General features: G+C 41.1%; 13 protein-coding genes. 7 read left to right on the top strand and 6 right to left on the bottom strand.

The window, feature by feature from the left end; genetic code table 11:
- Positions 1-44 precede the first annotated feature (44 nt).
- Positions 45-1,289, bottom strand: coding sequence for an ABC transporter permease (locus L2703_RS12670; RefSeq protein ID WP_248971456.1), 1,245 nt, complete (start codon positions 1,287-1,289; stop codon positions 45-47).
- The gene (locus tag L2703_RS12665; RefSeq protein WP_248971455.1) at positions 1,279-1,965 is read right to left on the bottom strand and encodes an ABC transporter ATP-binding protein; all 687 of its coding nucleotides are present in this window, start codon (positions 1,963-1,965) and stop codon (positions 1,279-1,281) included. The genes L2703_RS12670 and L2703_RS12665 overlap by 11 nt, the downstream gene beginning before the upstream one ends.
- 87 nt (positions 1,966-2,052) lie before the next feature.
- On the opposite strand from L2703_RS12665, the gene L2703_RS12660 reads away from it, so the two are divergent.
- The gene (locus tag L2703_RS12660; protein ID WP_248971454.1) at positions 2,053-2,712 is read left to right on the top strand and encodes a DUF3299 domain-containing protein; all 660 of its coding nucleotides are present in this window, start codon (positions 2,053-2,055) and stop codon (positions 2,710-2,712) included.
- A gap of 31 nt (positions 2,713-2,743) precedes the next feature.
- Here the strand turns inward: L2703_RS12660 and L2703_RS12655 are convergent, their stop codons facing one another.
- From L2703_RS12655 to L2703_RS12640, 4 genes are all read right to left on the bottom strand, one after another.
- Entirely contained in the window at positions 2,744-3,238 is a 495-nt protein-coding gene (locus L2703_RS12655; RefSeq protein WP_248971453.1) for a TlpA family protein disulfide reductase, read from the bottom strand.
- Positions 3,219-5,333, bottom strand: a complete 2,115-nt coding sequence (locus L2703_RS12650; RefSeq protein WP_248971452.1) for a TonB-dependent receptor plug domain-containing protein — start codon at positions 5,331-5,333, stop codon at positions 3,219-3,221. The genes L2703_RS12655 and L2703_RS12650 overlap by 20 nt, the downstream gene beginning before the upstream one ends.
- A gap of 429 nt (positions 5,334-5,762) precedes the next feature.
- Positions 5,763-6,116: a type II toxin-antitoxin system PemK/MazF family toxin gene (locus tag L2703_RS12645; RefSeq protein ID WP_248971451.1), complete on the bottom strand. Its 354-nt coding sequence runs from the start codon at positions 6,114-6,116 to the stop codon at positions 5,763-5,765.
- Positions 6,116-6,370: an AbrB/MazE/SpoVT family DNA-binding domain-containing protein gene (locus tag L2703_RS12640; RefSeq protein ID WP_175078322.1), complete on the bottom strand. Its 255-nt coding sequence runs from the start codon at positions 6,368-6,370 to the stop codon at positions 6,116-6,118. Before L2703_RS12640 ends, L2703_RS12645 begins: the two co-directional genes overlap by 1 nt.
- 370 nt (positions 6,371-6,740) lie before the next feature.
- Here L2703_RS12640 and hsdR point away from each other — a divergent pair, with 370 nt between their 5' ends.
- The 6 genes from hsdR to darG all read left to right on the top strand — a co-directional run bounded on the left by hsdR (position 6,741) and on the right by darG (position 18,018).
- The gene (gene hsdR, locus L2703_RS12635) at positions 6,741-9,224 is read left to right on the top strand and encodes an EcoAI/FtnUII family type I restriction enzme subunit R (protein ID WP_248971450.1); all 2,484 of its coding nucleotides are present in this window, start codon (positions 6,741-6,743) and stop codon (positions 9,222-9,224) included.
- Positions 9,225-9,316: 92 nt separating this feature from the next.
- On the top strand, positions 9,317-10,801 hold the full coding sequence (locus tag L2703_RS12630) for a type I restriction-modification system subunit M (protein WP_248971449.1): 1,485 nt from the start codon (positions 9,317-9,319) through the stop codon (positions 10,799-10,801).
- Positions 10,801-12,642 carry a restriction endonuclease subunit S gene (locus tag L2703_RS12625; protein WP_248971448.1) on the top strand — a complete coding sequence of 614 codons (1,842 nt, stop codon included), beginning with the start codon at positions 10,801-10,803 and terminating at the stop codon, positions 12,640-12,642. Before L2703_RS12630 ends, L2703_RS12625 begins: the two co-directional genes overlap by 1 nt.
- 73 nt (positions 12,643-12,715) lie before the next feature.
- A complete protein-coding gene (locus L2703_RS12620) occupies positions 12,716-16,252 on the top strand; it encodes an AAA domain-containing protein (RefSeq protein WP_248971447.1) in 3,537 nt (1,178 codons plus the stop codon).
- A 45-nt stretch (positions 16,253-16,297) separates the two neighbouring features.
- Positions 16,298-16,975, top strand: coding sequence for a type II toxin-antitoxin system toxin DNA ADP-ribosyl transferase DarT (darT, locus tag L2703_RS12615; RefSeq protein ID WP_248971446.1), 678 nt, complete (start codon positions 16,298-16,300; stop codon positions 16,973-16,975).
- An 8-nt stretch (positions 16,976-16,983) separates the two neighbouring features.
- Entirely contained in the window at positions 16,984-18,018 is a 1,035-nt protein-coding gene (gene darG / locus L2703_RS12610; RefSeq protein ID WP_248971445.1) for a type II toxin-antitoxin system antitoxin DNA ADP-ribosyl glycohydrolase DarG, read from the top strand.
- The last annotated feature ends 252 nt before the right edge of the window (positions 18,019-18,270 follow it).

Raw genomic sequence — 18,270 nt, 5'->3', positions numbered from 1 at the left:
GACTGAACTACACAATTATGTGATTAAATAAATACAAGCACACATCAGTTATTGAGCTGTTTCGCGTGTCTATAACCGGTTAAAGACGGGATAATGGCAATTAACACAGACGCAATCATCGTAGCCATTGTCACATACAAGGTGTTTAGTGTGAGCAAATTGGCGTCAATATTCAGCCCAAACTGCGACACTAATTCATCGCCAAACAACCACAAACAAGTCGACAACAAACTGAGACCTAATCCACAGCTTAATAGGGTGATTAATAAAGCTTCTGCCTGGATAAGTAAAAACAAGAAATAAGCTGGCGCACCAATCATCCGAAGCAAATTAATTTCATGCCGTCGCTCGCGAATAGAGGCTAACAGCATGGCGCTTACTCCAAAACTGGCTGCAATAAATACAAGGACCGAAATCAGTAAAAGCGTATTTTCTAACATGCCCATCATTTGCCACAGTTCACTTAATGCAACGCCGGGTAAAATTGCGACTATGGGTTCTAAGGCGTACTCATTAACCGTTCTTTGAAATTGAAATATCGCCATTTTATTCTCTAGGCCAACCATAAAAGCGGTAATGGTTTTAGGTTGCAAGCTTGGGTCATCTTGGACATCTATTAATGATAACGCCTCACTTAATTGCACAGTTTGTGGCCCACTGTTATGAATCGCTTCAATACTTTGTAAACTCACGTGTACGGTTTGATCAACCGGTGTTCCCGTTCTTGCCAAAATGCCACTCACAGTAAAAGGGTTGGCACTATGGTGACTAAAGCTGGTTGCACCAATACCATGAGCTAACGTGATTTTATCTCCAAGACGATAACCCAATTGGTTGGCAACATCTGCCCCTAGAACCACGTCAAATACATGATTGAATCGTGACCCTGTTTTAAAAGTTAACCCATGTTTTTGGCCGTAACTAAAAAAATCAAAATACTCAGGCGTTGTCCCCATTACCCGAAAACCTTTATGTGAATCGCCAAGTGAAATAGGGATAGCCCATTTAACCTGTTTACTATTAGCAATCGCCTGGTAAGTATCCCAACGAATGTTATTTGTTGGGTTACCAATCCTAAAAACGGAGTAGAGCAGTAAATTCATACTGCTTGTTCTTGCTCCTACAATTAGGTCAACGCCAGAGATAGTACTAGCAAAATTAGCCTTAGTTTGTTGGCGAATATGTTCAATTCCAATTAATACAACAATGCTGACTGTCATCGCCAATACTGAAAGTAATACCGAGTTTTTGCGATCTTTTAAGCTTAAAAGTGCCAGTTTAAAAAGCATTGTCGCCACCTTCAATATGGTTAATCTGCTTAAGTTGTTGGGTGTGATTAAAATATCCTGATAAAGACACGTCATGGCTTACAAATAACAATGTCATGTTTGTCATTTCAATCATCGACATTAACAGGGCCATAAACGCATCACGATTACTCAGATCAAGTGACGAGGTGGGCTCGTCTGCAATGAGTAATTTGGGTTTGTTAATTAATGCCCTGGCAATCGCCACTCGTTGCTGTTGGCCAACACTGAGTAAACGTATGGGTTTATTCCAGTCTTGCGCTGACATATTCAGTGAGTCCAACATGGCCATTACCTCTTGGTAAGATGTCACCTTATTTGACTCACAAAAGCGAGTTGCAAGCATGATGTTGTCAATGGCATTAAGGTATGGGATAAGATTAAGTTTCTGAAAAATATAACCAATATGATTTGCGCGAAAACGATCTCGTTGCCGAGCATTCATTTTGTCGATGCGTTCTCCAAAAAGCGTCACGCTTCCTTCGTTAGGGTGCTCTAATCCACAAAGTATGCTAAGCAAGGTTGATTTACCGCAACCAGAAGGCCCAGTCACTAAGATGTGGTCATTGTTTTGCACTGACCAGCTGGGGATATTTAACACGGTTTTGCCAGGATTGCTGGCATAATGAAAGCGAATGTTATTGAGTTCAACAGCCATAAATAAATTACTATTTTAGGATAATCCAATAAATGTTACATTATATCATTGCCGTGTGACACCGTTAAATTATCGATAGTGAGAAATATGCATAAAAGACTCAGTTTACGCGTTGCCGGGGTGTTGATTTTACTGCTAAGTGCTTGTGATCAACATTCACCCATGATGATGGATAATCCGCAACAGCCGTTGGTGTTGGCGCAAAACAAAGACAATGGTTTAACCAAAACCACGCCTGTAAAACAGCAGCAAGGCAAGACGTTTAAAACCGTCGAATGGACTGAACTAATGCCAGAGTCAGACTTACAAGCTTTGCTTAATCCCCCCAGTTATTTAGATGACATTGAAGACGGCACATTTGAAGATCAAATCAGCAGTCAAATTCAAAATAGCATTCAAGCCGCAAGTGACGATAAATATCAGCAGGCGTTGATATCAACCACTGTGATTGATGAAATGAATGGACAAAATATTCGCATACCCGGCTTTATCGTGCCTTTAGAGTTTAATGACGAACAAGCCATCATGCAGTTTTTTTTGGTGCCATTTTTTGGCGCGTGTATCCACCTACCGCCACCGCCGCCAAATCAAATGATTTTTGTCACCTCACCAACAGGCATTTTTGAACAAAACTTGTATGACCCGTATTGGATTTCAGGAACACTTGAAACCGCCATGTTTGAAAGCGAAATAGGCACGGCAGCTTATATAATGCAAATGCAAGCAATAGCACCTTATACCGAATAAAGTTTGATCCTAACAGGGTAAGCCTGTGCACTTATGGCGAGCACAGGCCTTGCGTGAGTTGATTGGCTAGGCGGTTGAGTATGGTGTCTTTCATCATCCCCCGGTTATTGACTAAAATCTCACCGTTATTGTCAATCACCAAGGTTGTGGGAAAACCAATAATGCCGCCACTTTGTCTTGCAAAAACATCGGTGTTTTGCAGGGCAGGTAATACGTCGCTAAAGTGGCGTAATTCGCGTTTTAATTCACTGCGAGTGCCTTTATCGCCAACTAAAGTAAAGTGAATACTGTCGCTACATTGTTTTTGTAGCCTAGCCATTGTTTCACCTTGTTTTTTACACCACTTACACCCTGGCTGATAAAACATCAATATTGTTGGCTTGTTCGGGTGATAACTTACCGTTGTCCGGCTAGAGCGCAAGTCTTTAAGCTCAACTTGCGCGACCGTTTCACCTTGTGCAAGAGCTGCATTACTGACAAATAAACATGCCAGTAATGCTATGCGGTTATAATTTAGCTTCAACACCTAAGTAAAACTCTCTTCCATGTAAAGGGCCCCAAATGTAAGCCACGTCGTAGCCCCCATTTGCATCGTAAAATAATGGTGATTCGCCTTCTTCAATTTGCGTGTAGTTAAAAATATTAGATAAACCACCATACAATTTAATACTGTCAGTTAGGCTGTACTGTATTTTGATATCAGACACCATAAATGATGGGGCGTTAAGCGTTTTAACAGAGCTTGAATCGCCTTTAATGTTATAGCCATCATAGCCATAGTCGCGTAAATCTCGACTGCCAAACCAAATTGTGCTCCAAAAAACCGTTAAATCGTCTGTTCTCCATTCCACATCAAAACCGGCACGCGTCTCAATGGGGGCGATGGCGTACGATGAGCGAAACACATCGTTATAATCAAAATACTCCACACTGGCATTAACGGTTAAATTGTCATTAAAGCTGTAGCCACCGACTAAATCGAATGTGGTCACAGAGGCATCTTCATCTAACTGAGTTAGGATAGGCACTCCATCGTCGGTTTCTTGCAGTGCGGCAAGGTTTTTAACGTTAGAATGAGCAACAGAAAAAGTACTGGTTAACTCATCGCCTTCATAACTCAATGCATAATTTATTGATTGTGAATCTTCGAGTGAATCGACATCAATTAAATAGCCTTTTTCAGAATCTAAAATGCCATGATCGGTTTCAAAGAAGGATAGCGGAGCGCGATAGCCACGACCTGCAGATAAACGCGAGGTAAACTCATCATTGTGGAAATAACGCATATCAACTCGTGGGGCGACAAAGGTTTCGTCAATTTCTACACCGGGCTTTTTATCATCAATAAAGTCAGCGCGAACATTGTCAATCCGCACCGCCATGGCAATTTCAACACTGTCAGTGGGTGTCCAGGTGTCTTGTACAAACAGGCCTTTTACCTGATAATCAAAAGAGTCACTTACATAGTCTGCTACATTGCTTAATGCATCGGTAAACGAACGCATCTCTTCGTTACGTATATCTGCACCGTAACTCAAAAAATGTTGTTCAGTTAATTCAGTATCGAATTTGGCCCTAAAATACATCATGGTGTCTTTGGCACGGTAATCAATACCTTCATAAAATGAGTCTTGATTGTGCTTGGCATAACTTACCGCTAATTCTGAAGTGGTATAATCAGTCCATTCACTTAGCCATTTTACATACGCTTCATTTCGTTCAGTATCTATCCACTCCGTGGTTTCCCAGGGTTTACCTATGTATTGGTTACGAATATCATCGCCTTCAAATAACTGCTCAGACTCAATGCCGTCATAGCTGGCGAGGGCACTTTGAATGGAGCCGACCTGCCCACCAATCATGGGGCCACCAAATACTTCGCTGTTAACTTTGGCAATACGAACGTGAATGTTATTACTGTTGTTTACGTCATAACTAAGTAGGGCACTTAGGGTTTGATTTTCTTGAAATGGCGCTTCGCTGACTCCGTTATCATCATGATCTTCTTGATCTTGCTTATCATATTGTCCGGTTAATGTGATGCCCGTTTTACCGTCTTCTGACACCCCAGTCGCCATACTCTTAAATGTGGTGTAATCATGTGAGCCTTTAGCAATATCTACAACCGCTTGGTTTTCATAAGCTTCTTTGGTCACGATATTCACGGTACCGCCAATTGCTTCTGGGGCAATAAGCGAGGCACCAGCACCTCGAGCAATTTCAATACGGTCAACACCCGTTGTTGATATCGCATCAACAGCATAAAAACCTGATATCAGTGTGTGGGTAGGGAGGCCATCCACCAAAATGGTTGTGTGTTCACCTTTCATGCCGTTTAACATGACACGCTTAACCCCACACATTGAACATTCGTTTGACACATTAACACCAGGTTCATTATTAATGGCGTCTGTTAAGCTAAGTGCGTTTTTGTTTTCTATCATGATTTCATCAAGCACTTCAGTTTTTTGTATGACATCTTTTAATCTGCCATCTTGCTGAAGTTTTTGTCTAACACCACGAACTTCAATACGTTCTACTGTTTCGTCTGTTTGACTCTCAGCCAAACCAGGAAATGAAAGGGCACTGATAACTGCTGCAGCAAGAATTGAATATTTCATACTTCTTAACGTTCCTTTACGAGTGTTAACTATGTGTTCTGTAGTGTGTTAATTGCGACTACAGGGTTAACTATTGTTAATAATTAACCCCATTATCGATAGCCAAATCACTCTGTAAATGAGAATCGTTATTATTATAGTTAATATGTGAACGGTTACACATTTATGTAATAAAGTTGAACATTAAACTGGGATAGCACAACATTGATAAATGTATTTATGAGGGGGGGAGGTAATGTATCACTATGTAGCGTAGGATTTGTTGTAAAACACACTGCAGCAAATCAGATCAAACCGAGTGATAATAATCTTTATACTTAAACGCGAAGAATCACTTGTTTCGTTGGGGTGCTCATGACATTGACCTTATAATATTATTCGCAAAATTAGGCCGCTAGCTCGATAATTATAAGCCATGATTTCCCTTCGTCATTCATCGAATAACGATTCAGCCCCAATCAACGGGATAAGCCGTAGCAAAACATCTTCCATTACACCATTTTCAGCAGTGGTAATTTTCTTAGCACTGCGGTCTTTCCACGAAAGAGTTTGGATCAAACTTGAAGCTACAACACTTGGTTTATCAAGGTTATTTACTGGCACTTCGGTAGCTTGACCTCGAATGCTGGTACTAATAGGGCAGCAAATTAACAACCCCGTTTGTTGATTGTATTCTTTACTTGAAAGGACTAATGCAGGGCGATACTTCCCGATCTCCTTACCTTTCACTGGCTCAAAATCTAGCCAAATAATTTCATTGCGTTTAGGTATATACTGAGCCATTACTCACCCAACTCTTTACCCGATACTAACGCCAGCTCATCAGCATGAGCTGTATGTGCATCTAAACCATTTAATAGCTCTCGTTCACTGAACGGAAAGCGCTTCTTTTGACGTTTAATTGGTTCAATAATAATTTTCTTTCCATCGGCTTTAACCTCAATGTCAGCCCCTTCAACTAAGCCGAGTTGTTTGATGAAAGCGGCAGGGATTATATTGCCGAGACTATTACCGATTTTTCGTACTTGAGTGCGCATCTATCACCTCTTCAGTAGGTACATTGTTATAACATTATTTATTGTACGCTTCCTATCTTTAGTGTCAACTTTGTTATAACAAACAAACTCCATTGCTAACTATAGACCCGATATAACAATTCACCAGCATGGATTATCTTCATTAAATTACAGTCTGTATTAACTACAACCTAATACACTGAGTTGCAATGAGGTAGAGTCCGTTTGTCACACATGTGGCTTTTCACTCTCTCAGTGTTGTTAGTGCCTGAACCTTTTTATTTAGATTTAAGTGACTGTATCAGCATGTAATCATTGGTGTTTGAGCTACTTTGTGGCAAACTAATTTCAATTGCAGTTTGTTGCTGTGCTAGAAGGACCTAGAATTCATATGAGCATCAATAAAGCCAAGCTTACCGAAACCGATATCATTAGCAAATTCATCATGCCAGCTATCAAAAGCGCTGGGTGGAATGACATGACGCAAATTCGCCAAGAGGTGAAGTTACGTGATGGTAAAGTGATTGTGCGCGGACAAATGGGCGTGCGTAAAACAGTAAAGTCTGCTGATATTGTGCTGTATCACAAACCCAGTATGCCATTAGCGGTTATAGAGGCTAAAGCCAATAAACATGAAGTTGGAAAAGGGATGCAGCAAGGGTTAGATTATGCCCGCTTGCTTGATGTGCCATTCGTTTTTGCATCCAATGGCGATGGCTTCGTTTTTCATGACAAAACCCATGCGGTCACAAACAGTCAAGGCACTCATGAAGCCCATCAACTTGAAACAGAAATCCGCTTAGAAGACTTTCCAACGCCGCAACAGCTTTGGACTAAATACTGTATTTGGAAAGGCTACACCCCAGCGCAATTACCCATTATCAATCAAGAATACTATGATGATGGCACGGGTAAGCACCCTCGTTATTATCAACTGCAAGCCATTAATAAAACCATTGAAGCCATTTCATCCGGTAAAGATAGGGTGCTACTGGTGATGGCAACCGGTACGGGTAAAACCTATACGGCATTTCAAATTATTTGGCGATTATGGAAGTCCCGCGCTAAAAAGCGCATCTTGTTTTTAGCCGACCGTAATATCCTGGTTGATCAAACTCGCATTAATGATTTTCAGCCCTTCGGCACCTCAATGACCAAAATTACTGGGCGCACGGTTGATCCTGCATTTGAAATTCATTTAGCGCTTTATCAAGCATTAACCGGTCCGGAAGAGCACCAAAAAGCCTTTAAACAAGTCGACCCAGACTTTTTTGATTTAATCATTATCGACGAGTGCCATCGTGGTAGCGCTGCTGAAGACAGTGCCTGGCGTGAAATTTTAGAGTACTTTAAAAGCGCGGCCCAGGTTGGCCTTACCGCAACCCCTAAAGAAACCGATGAAGTATCTAACACGGATTATTTTGGTGATCCTGTTTATACCTATTCGCTTAAAGAAGGGATTGAAGATGGCTTTTTAGCGCCATACAAAGTCGTGCGCGTCGATATTGATGTCGATTTACAAGGTTGGCGACCAACTAAAGGCCAAGTTGATAATCAAGGTGAGGTGATTGAAGACCGCATTTATAACCAAAAGGACTTCGACCGCACCATGGTAATTGATGAACGCACCCAATTGGTTGCCGAAACCATTACCAACTACTTAAAGCGCACCGACCCGATGGCAAAAACTATCGTGTTTTGTAACGATATTGACCACGCCGATCGCATGCGCCGTGCTATTGCCAATCTTAACCCAGAGCAAATGGCCAAGAATGAAAAGTACGTGATGAAAATCACCGGTGACGATGAGCTTGGCAAAGCACAGTTAGACAACTTTATTAATCCCAAAAAAGCCTATCCTGTTATTGCCACCACCTCTGAGCTTATGACCACAGGTGTTGATGCTAAAACCTGTAAATTAGTAGTGCTAGATCAAAACATTCAGTCCATGACTAAATTTAAGCAAATTATTGGCCGTGGTACCCGCATTGACGACCGATACGGCAAGCTGTGGTTTACCATTCTCGACTTTAAAAAGGCCACTGAGTTATTTGCCGACGAACGCTTTGATGGAACACCAGAAAAAATCATTAAGGTTACACCTGAAGACATCGAAGATGAAAATGTTGATATTGACCCTGTTGACGACGATCTAACTGGTAATAACGGTACGGCAGACAATCAAGGTGAATACCAAGATGATGGATCTGATACGACTCAAAGTGACACCATAAATAATCCTCAAGGCGATGGCAGCTTTGATGAAGGTGAATGGGACGAAGGCGAAACCCGTAAAATCAACAAATACCGCGTGTCAGGTGTGACTGTCAGCAAAGTAGCTGAACGAGTGCAATATTACGACAGCGACGGCAAATTAGTCACTGAATCCTTTAAAGATTACACCCGTAAAACCATGGCCAAGCAATTTAGCTCACTCGATGAATTTGTTAAGCGTTGGAATGAGTCTGACCGCAAACAAGCGGTAATTGATGAACTGGCCCTAGAAGGTATTATTTGGTCGGCTTTAGAGGACGAAGTCGGTAAAGAAATGGATCCTTTCGATATGATTTGCCACGTAGTCTACGACCAACCCCCATTGACTCGAAAAGATCGTGCAAACAATGTCCAAAAGCGCAATTACTTCACTAAATATTCAGCCACAGCACAAGCAGTACTGCAAAACTTACTGGTAAAATATGCCGATGTCGGCGTGCAAGAAATTGAAAACATACAAGTGCTTAAAGTCGCCCCGTTTACCGACTATGGCAATTTGAGTGAGATTGTTAAAAAAGGCTTTGGCGGTAAGGATGAATACGACCAAGCTATCAGTGAATTAGAAGCGCAGATTTATCAACTTCACCAGCAATCAGCTTAACGATTACCGCACAGCAGCACCCCGTAATAACACTATTTAACAGGTTGGGTTAATCACTTAATCCAGCTTGTAGTTAACTAAAAGAGAATATTATGTCTATCAGTTCAGCAATTAAATCCATCCAAGATATTATGCGTAAAGATGCCGGTGTCGACGGTGACGCCCAGCGCCTTGGGCAAATGTCTTGGTTACTGTTCTTAAAAGTATTTGATGCCCAAGAACAAGAGTTAGAGCTAGAACTAGACGATTACCGTGAGCCAATTCCCGCACAGTTTTTATGGCGCAACTGGGCGGCTGATAATGAAGGCATTACCGGTGATGAGTTACTTGATTTTGTAAATGATGAGCTATTCCCACAGCTTAAAAACCTCACTGCACCAATAGATAAAAACCCACGGGGTTTTGTGGTAAAAGCGGCGTTTTCAGATGCGTTTAACTACATGAAAAACGGCACTCTGTTGCGCCAGGTGATTAACAAGCTTAATGAGATTGACTTTACCGACTCAAACGAGCGCCACTTATTTGGTGATTTGTACGAGCAAATATTAAAAGACTTACAAAGTGCCGGTAACGCTGGTGAGTTTTACACCCCGCGTGCCATCACAAAATTTATTGTGGCAGTAACAGATCCCCAGCTTGGTGAATCTATCATGGACCCTGCGTGCGGTACCGGCGGCTTTTTAGCGTGCGCTTTTGACCACGTTAAAGCCAACTACGTTAAAACAGCAGACGACCATCAAACCCTGCAACAGCAAATATTTGGTGTGGAGAAAAAGCAGTTACCGCATTTATTGTGTACCACCAACATGATGTTGCACGGCATTGAAGTACCAGTGCAAATTAGACACGGCAACACCCTAAACAAACCGCTTTCAAGTTGGGACGAGCAAGTTGACGTTATCATCACCAACCCGCCATTTGGCGGCACCGAAGAAGACGGCATTGAAAAAAACTTCCCTAGTGAATTCCAAACCCGTGAAACCGCCGACTTGTTTTTACAGCTGATTATTGAAGTATTGGCAAAGAATGGTAGAGCCGCAGTCGTGTTACCAGACGGCACCTTGTTTGGTGAAGGCGTTAAAACCAAAATCAAAAAAATGCTAATGGATGAATGTAATCTACACACCATAGTGCGTTTACCTAATGGGGTGTTTAATCCCTACACCGGCATTAAAACTAATATTTTATTCTTCACCAAAGGCACGCCAACCAAAGATGTGTGGTTTTACGAGCATCCATACCCAGAAGGGGTAAAAAACTATAACAAAACCAAGCCCATGCGCTTTGAAGAGTTTGAAACAGAACTTGAATGGTGGGGCAATGAGGCCGACGGCTTTGCATCGCGGGTTGAAAACGAGCAAGCCTGGAAAGTATCAATCGATGACATCGTTGCCCGTAATTACAACCTCGACATTAAAAACCCTCATGTGGGCGAAGTCATCAGTCATGACCCGCAAGAGTTATTACAAGATTACGCCAAGCAGCAAGCCGATATTCAAGCACTGCGGGATCAACTAAAAGGCATTTTGTCAGCCGCATTAACGTCACCATCAACAGCAGACGGTGAGGGCAAGTAATGACTGATTTATCAACACCTACCCACGACGGTCCATCTGAGCAAACAGCAGAAAGCTTAATCACCCAGAACATTGATATTTGGACGACCGCCATCGAGCAAAAATCCTCAGCAGGGCGTGGCACTTCGAACAAGTTTTCACTCTATGGTATTAAAAAACTGCGCGAGCTGATATTAGAACTCGCCGTGCGCGGTAAATTGGTTCCACAGGACGCTGAAGATGAGCCAGCTAAATACTTATATGAACGTATAGAAAATTACCTATGTAATAAAATAGGAAAAAAGAGTTTGCCTATTTTAAAGCGTGATAAATCTGTATTTGAGCCATCAGAGTTTCATTATGAATTGCCAGCTCATTGGCTGTGGTGTGAACTGCAGGGCATCACATTGTTTTTGAATGGAAAAGCTCATGAACAATACGTAACAAATACATCAGATTTCGTATTGATAAACTCAAAGTTTGTTTCAAGCAATGGCACGTTTAAGAAGTATTCTACTGAACGATTAACACCATTAAGTAGTTTTGATATTGCGATGGTTATGAGTGATGTTCCTAATGGAAGAGCATTAGCGAGATGTTATCTCGTTGAAGAAGACAATAAATATACTTTAAATCAGCGAATTTGTGGACTGTCATCCTCACCAGAGTTAAACATGCGTTATTTGATGATAGCGTTAGACCGTAACAAATATTTGCTTAGTTATAACGATGGTAAAAAGCAATCCAACTTAAAAAAAGTGCAGGTAATGTCCTGTCCAATTGCATTACCTCCTGTAAAAGAACAACATCGTATCGTCGCTAAAGTCGACGAGTTGATGAGCTTGTGTGATGCCCTTGAAGCGCAAACAGAAGCCAGCATTGCAGCACACCAAACCTTAGTGGAAACTCTGTTAAATGCACTGTTACAGCCTAACACTACTCAGCCAGCAGATAGCCATTCAGCCAGCCCTGAGTCTTCTTTTGCTGACAGCCTTGAGCCTGCATTTAATGATAGTTTTGTAGAAAGCTGGCATCGTGTCGCCGAACACTTTGACACGCTATTCACCACAGAAGCCAGCATCGACACCCTAAAACAAACCATCCTCCAACTCGCCGTCATGGGCAAGTTGGTACCACAAGATCCAAACGACGAACCCGCCGCCAAGCTACTAGAGCGGATCAAAGCGGAAAAAGCACAGCTGGTTAAAGACGGTAAAATTAAAAAACAGAAACCACTGCCCGCCATCACCGACGAAGAAAAGCCGTTTGAACTGCCACAGGGATGGGAGTGGTGCTATCTACAAGATGCGCTTGATGTCAGAGACGGGACTCATGATTCACCGAAAGACGCACTTGGAAGTAACACTATTCCATTAATAACAAGTAAAAACTTCATAGATGGAGAAATAGATTTTGAAAATGCACGTCGAATATCTAAAGCTGATCATGATGAAATAAGTAAACGTTCACTAGTTGAAGTTGATGATATTTTATTTTCCATGATTGGTGGCAATATAGGTAACCAAGTAATAGTCAAAGATTCACGGCCATTCAGTATTAAGAATGTTGCTTTATTTAAATTTATCGATAAATCAGCTACTTTACCCAACTATATAAAAATTTTTACTGAAGAATTAGCCCTTGAACTTCAAAATCAAGCATCAGGTGGTGCGCAACCTTTTGTTTCTCTTGGCAAGTTAAGATCTTTAACTTTAGGTCTTCCTCCGCAAGCGGAGCAACACCGCATCGTCGCTAAAGTCGATGAGCTAATGGCACTGTGCGATCAACTCAAAACTCGTTTAAGTGACGCCCAAACAACTCAACTCCATCTCACCGACGCCATCGTCGAACAGGCGGTGTAACCCGTTTCACTTTGCTAGGTTAACTTTTGGGTGAAGGAATAAACCAATATGCTAAAAGGAATTTTATAATTACATGAGTTCAATGAGTTATTTACCATGGGCGAGTTATTGGCGTAACTCGCTGGCTGATGCAGAATCAGGCAAAGGGGCATTAAAGGCAAGTGAATGTAAATCTTTTTTAGAGGTCGACAGAGATGTCAGGCAAACGGGTGTATTACCTGCAAAGCTAGTAGAAAAGCTGTTTAAAGATGTCGCACAAGACACCAATGCAGTAAAGGTAATATATCGGCCCAATGTAATAGTGCTGACATTACAACACGGAAAAAGTCATCAAGGCAACTTGCCTGAAATACTCACAGCTTTAGCTTGCCCTATGTGGGTCAATAGGCAAGGCTACCTTTTCCCCTCAGGCCCAGCCGTTGTGCCCAGAGATTTATTGCATCCCCAAGATAATATTAAGTTTACCGTTGGTACCGTGGCAGATCTTGATGTTCACCTTACGACACATCAGCTAAAAACCTTTGCTAAAGACCAGGTGCCACATGAACTTGATGAGAAAAAGTTAACGGATATAAAAAAAGACTGGCTGGCATTTATTGACCATTGCAGCTTACTGTATCAGGAAGTGTGTAAAGGATTGGGCTCTACAGATATTCAAGATTTTTACTCGATAGCCAATTACTCGTGGATACAACCAGTAGATTCAGTGTCTGGCATGTCAGCAAATATCCTTAAACTTTATGACTCAATTACCAGTATTAAACCTGAATTAGCCCTTTTTAGTCGTTATTCAACAACTGCCAATGTCAATCATAAACCCTGTATTGATTTTTATGAGTCTGTGAGCCTGAGGTTAGGGCATTCAAGTGATAAGTATTGCTTGGCTGATGCGCAGCGTGATGCCTTATCTCATTCTTTAGCGATGAATCATGGCGACATACTGGCAGTTAATGGCCCACCTGGCACTGGCAAAACCACCTATTTACTTTCAGTAGTGGCCTCCATTTGGGTAAAGGCAGCGTTGGAGCAAAATAATCCGCCGATTATTGTTGCGGCGTCTACCAATAATCAAGCAGTCACTAATATTATTGATGCTTTTGGAAAAGACTTTTCTGAAGGAGAAGGGGCCTTAAGTGGTCGCTGGTTGCCAGATATTACTAGCTATGGTGCATATTTTCCTTCAGCCACACGTTTAGCTGAGGCACAAAAAAGCTATCAAACTCAAAGCTTTTTCGCTGAAATAGAAGATATAGATTATCTTGACCGTGCAGAGCACTATTTCTTACAACATGCGATGGCGTATTTTAACTCAGACACTGTACTGGCACTTGTTGAGATTAAAGCCCGCCTTCATACTGAGTTATTGCAATGTCAGTCAAGCTTAAAGCGTATTGAATCTCTTTGGTCTGAGTTGTGTGAGGCCAATGCGTTAATACTTGCGATGATAGGTGCCGCACCAGAACATGATTTAATGCTATTAAAAGATCTGAGTCATTATCATAAACAACAATCAACAAATATAAAAAGTGCTTTAAAACAATGGCAACACTTTTTGGCCAATGAATCAATTTGGCTATCTCTTTTTAGCTGGCTTAAACCTGTTAGAGACAAAAAAAACCGTCTGCGTGAACTGTATATCACGACATTTAATGATGACATTAGCTCGTTAGTCGCGCTGACTAGTCCAGATTTTGAACAAGCAGAAAGTGACCTTAAAAAAGCGATACAACAACACGAACACAGCTATCAACAATTGCTTCAAGAATATCAAGATAAAAAGCAACTGCTTGAAAAAAGAGACGAAGTTAAGTCGCAATGGCAAGCGTTAGCCTACTCAATAGGCCTAGATAAAGATTCATTGTGTGATCTAAATGCTGTCGATAAAAAAGCCGATACCGCTATCCGTTTTGTGATGTTTCGCTTAGCGGTACATTATTGGGAAGCCTGTTGGCTAATAGAGAACCGCGAGCTTGGTGATGATTTAAATAAAATAAAGACTAAAACAGGAAGAACAACCGTGGTGCCAAGGTGGTATCGCCGCATGATGATTACCCCCTGTATTGTCTCTACCTTTCATGCTTTGCCTGCTCATATGACTTGTTCTGCGTTTAATAACGGTAAATTCGACTCTGAGTATCTTTTTGATTTTATCGATTTATTAGTTGTAGATGAAGGCGGGCAGGTGTCTCCTGATGTGGCAGGTGCATCGTTTTCTTTAGCTAAAAAATCTTTAGTGATTGGCGATATTCATCAGATAGAGCCCGTACGTTCGATTTCAGGCAGTATTGATATAGGCAATTTATTCAATGCAAGTTTGCTTGAAAAGCGACAGGACTATGAAGCTGTACAGGCGAATGGCCGAAGTGTTGTTAATGGCAGTGTTATGCACATAGCACAGGCAGCGAGTCAGTATTGTTATCAAGCAGAAATGGAGGCTGGAATGTATTTGCGCGAGCACAGACGCTGCTTTGATGACATTATCTCATTTTGTAATGAGCTTTGTTATAAGGGTATTTTACAACCCAAAAGGGGACTTGCTTTAGATACTTTGTTTCCTGCTTTTGGTCATCTACACATTGATGGCAGAGCTGAACAACAACTTGGTGGCAGTCGTTTTAATCGTCTTGAAGCAAAGACGATAGCCGATTGGCTGGCACAAAATAAAACCAAGCTAGAATCAACATATAACAAACCGCTTGAGGATATTGTTGGCATAGTTACCCCGTTTTCTGCTCAAGTGAATGAACTGCAAAAAGCTTGTAAACTTCATGGTATTGAAACCGGAAAACAACAAGGGCAACTTACCGTAGGAACTGTACATGCGTTACAAGGTGCAGAAAGATTAATTGTTATTTTTTCACCCGTGTATACAAGACATAGTAATGGCGAATTTATTGACAGTTCAACAAGCATGTTAAATGTTGCTATATCACGCGCTAAAGACAGCTTTTTAGTGTTTGGTGATCTGGATGTGCTATCTGCAGCATCATCTAGATCTCCAAGAGCAATTCTTGCAAAATATTTATTCGCAAAGCCTGAAAATGAACTGGTATTTAAAGTCAGTAAACGAACAGATTTATTAAGATTTTGTGTAGAGACAAGGTTGATAAATGATGCTCTTGAACACGACCAATATTTAATTGAGCTGCTTAAGCACGTTAAAGAGTCAATAGTTATTGTGTCGCCTTGGGTAAGTTATCAAAAACTGTTAGACACTGGCATTTACTCCTCGATTTGTGAGACCGTAGCCAGAGGGGTAAAGATAAGGCTTTTTACTGATTGGCATTTTAATACCACAATTAATAATCAATTTAATGCAGAAAAAGAAAAAACGTTTATTGAATGCTGCGAAAAACTCGCTAGTGAAGGCGTAGACGTCGCTGTTATCCGTGGAGTCCACAGTAAAATAGTCATGTCAGATAGTCATCATATGTGTGTTGGGTCTTTTAATTGGTTAAGCGCTTCTCGAGCTGGTGTGTATGCCAATATGGAAACCTCAATGATTTATTCAGGTGATTTGAAAAAAGAAATTAACACTCAAACAACTTTTTTAAATGCGCGAGTGGATAAGATATTTAACAGCAACAAAGAAAAAATCTCGCTTTGTTAATAGTTTAACCATGCCTGGTAGCGTTAATTTAAAAGGAGCACGTTGATGACAATGCCTAGACCCGTTCGCTTGTTCCATATTACTGCATTCGATAATTTAACCATGATATTTCAGCAGGGTGAGTTAGCCAGTAAATCTAAAAGTGAGAGTTTAGGTATTGAATATCACAATATTGCGCATTCTGGCGCACAAAATACTAGAGCTCAGAAATCCGTAATTAATCCTCCTGGCGGTGCTATTCATGAATTTGTACCATTTTATTTTGCACCGCGCTCACCTATGTTGTCGGCTATTCACCATGGTCGTGTAGTTGGGTGTAATTATGCCCAAACAGATATAATCTATTTTGAATTGACCATTGAGACAGCGTTAAAGCAAGGGTTAAAAGATTTTGTGTTTTATGATCGTAATGCCACAAAAGCTTATAGCCAAGCATATACAGATCTAACCATATTACATTCTGTTATCGATTGGCAGACGCTTACTGAAGCGCCCACTCTTGATGGCTTTTGTAAGTATTTTCAAGACGTACACAGCAATCCAAGGTACATCGACCGTATGGAAAAACGTCAAGCTGAGTTTTTAATAAAACAACAAGTCCCCTTAAGTTGGATGACCCGCATAGGCGTTTTTAATGAGGTTAAAGCTCAACAAGTTCATGCTATTTTGGAGCAATTTGGGGTAAACTTGCCGGTAATGATAATGAAAGATTGGTATTTTTAGGAAGTAACATGGTGATTAAATCGGTAGAAGGTGACTTACTACAGCAACAAGATGTTGATGCCATTGTTAATACCGTTAACTGTGTTGGTGTGATGGGCAAGGGCATTGCACTGCAGTTTAAGAAAAAGTGGCCAAATAATTTTAAAGCTTATGCAGCCGCTTGTAAGGCGGGTGAAGTCAAGCTAGGGCAAATGTTCACTTTTGAGTTAGGCCCAATGGCGACCCCTCAATTTATCATTAACTTTCCTACCAAAGGCCATTGGCGCAGCGCCTCACGAATTGAAGATATTGAAAGCGGGCTTGCAGATTTAGTTAATCAAATTACATTACACAATATTAGTTCAATCGCTATACCGCCATTAGGCTGTGGCAATGGCGGTTTGCTTTGGGCTGACGTAAAACCCTTGGTTATACAATATTTATCAGCGTTACCTTCATTGGAAGTGCGTTTATTTGAACCAACTGGATCAATTAAGGCGACGTCATTAGTGACCAACACATCTAAGCCAAAAATGACACCGGGTAGGGCCGCCATACTTGCACTGTTGGAAACCTATAAAAGTGTTAATTATGGTTTGTCTAAAATTGAAGTGCAAAAACTGGCCTATTTTTTACAAGTTGCTGGCCAGGATTTAAAACTGACTTTTGTAAAGCATCATTATGGCCCCTATGCTGATGCATTAAGGCATGCACTTGAACGTATGGACGGCCACTATATTCAAGGTGTTGGTGATGGTGTGGTTGAAGCTGAAATCACGCCAGTAGAAGAAGCATTAATTGAAGCTAAGCTGTTTTTAGACAAAGCAGATTCGACGATAAACTCACAAATTCAAAGTGTTGCTGATTTAATTGATGGTTATCAATCTCCTTATGGAGTGGAATTATTGTCTACAGTGCATTGGCTTGCTAAAAATGAAGGCGCAAATACGCCAGAGCAAGCTTTCAATTTAATCCAACATTGGAATGATCGTAAAAAGCAGTTAATGACAAGGCAGCATGTCGAATCTGCGTGGACGAGATTAAAGCAACTATCTTGGATTTAATAACTGCATACATACACGCGGAAGCTAATCGACAAATGTGTGAACCATCATTAGCTGTAGTTTGTCATTTGTGCTTCTGATATCAAATGATGTTGATACAAAACAATGTTGCTGAGGCTTCAGTAACGGTACCAACAATAACGGCGTTTTTCAAGGTAGTTGTCGCCTAAGCTGTTAAGCTGCTTCTTTTTTGTTCTCTGGATTTAACTCCACTTCACCGATTTCATCCCAGTTTCTGATCCCCTTTGACCA

The organism is Shewanella basaltis (genome assembly GCF_023283885.1).
Lineage (GTDB): Bacteria > Pseudomonadota > Gammaproteobacteria > Enterobacterales > Shewanellaceae > Shewanella > Shewanella basaltis.
The sequence above is the reverse complement of the archived record's forward strand: the minus strand, read 5'-3'. Positions and strand labels throughout refer to the sequence as shown.

Bases quoted from the DNA above. Each gene is read 5' to 3' on its own strand.
- L2703_RS12670 (WP_248971456.1), bottom strand. From the start codon at position 1,289: ATGCTTTTTAAACTGGCACTTTTAAGCTTAAAAGATCGCAAAAACTCG.
- L2703_RS12665 (WP_248971455.1), bottom strand. From the start codon at position 1,965: ATGGCTGTTGAACTCAATAACATTCGCTTTCATTATGCCAGCAATCCT.
- L2703_RS12660 (WP_248971454.1), top strand. From the start codon at position 2,053: ATGCATAAAAGACTCAGTTTACGCGTTGCCGGGGTGTTGATTTTACTG.
- L2703_RS12650 (WP_248971452.1), bottom strand. From the start codon at position 5,333: ATGAAATATTCAATTCTTGCTGCAGCAGTTATCAGTGCCCTTTCATTT.
- L2703_RS12645 (WP_248971451.1), bottom strand. From the start codon at position 6,116: ATGGCTCAGTATATACCTAAACGCAATGAAATTATTTGGCTAGATTTT.
- L2703_RS12640 (WP_175078322.1), bottom strand. From the start codon at position 6,370: ATGCGCACTCAAGTACGAAAAATCGGTAATAGTCTCGGCAATATAATC.
- hsdR (WP_248971450.1), top strand. From the start codon at position 6,741: ATGAGCATCAATAAAGCCAAGCTTACCGAAACCGATATCATTAGCAAA.
- L2703_RS12630 (WP_248971449.1), top strand. From the start codon at position 9,317: ATGTCTATCAGTTCAGCAATTAAATCCATCCAAGATATTATGCGTAAA.
- L2703_RS12625 (WP_248971448.1), top strand. From the start codon at position 10,801: ATGACTGATTTATCAACACCTACCCACGACGGTCCATCTGAGCAAACA.
- L2703_RS12620 (WP_248971447.1), top strand. From the start codon at position 12,716: ATGAGTTCAATGAGTTATTTACCATGGGCGAGTTATTGGCGTAACTCG.
- darT (WP_248971446.1), top strand. From the start codon at position 16,298: ATGACAATGCCTAGACCCGTTCGCTTGTTCCATATTACTGCATTCGAT.
- darG (WP_248971445.1), top strand. From the start codon at position 16,984: ATGGTGATTAAATCGGTAGAAGGTGACTTACTACAGCAACAAGATGTT.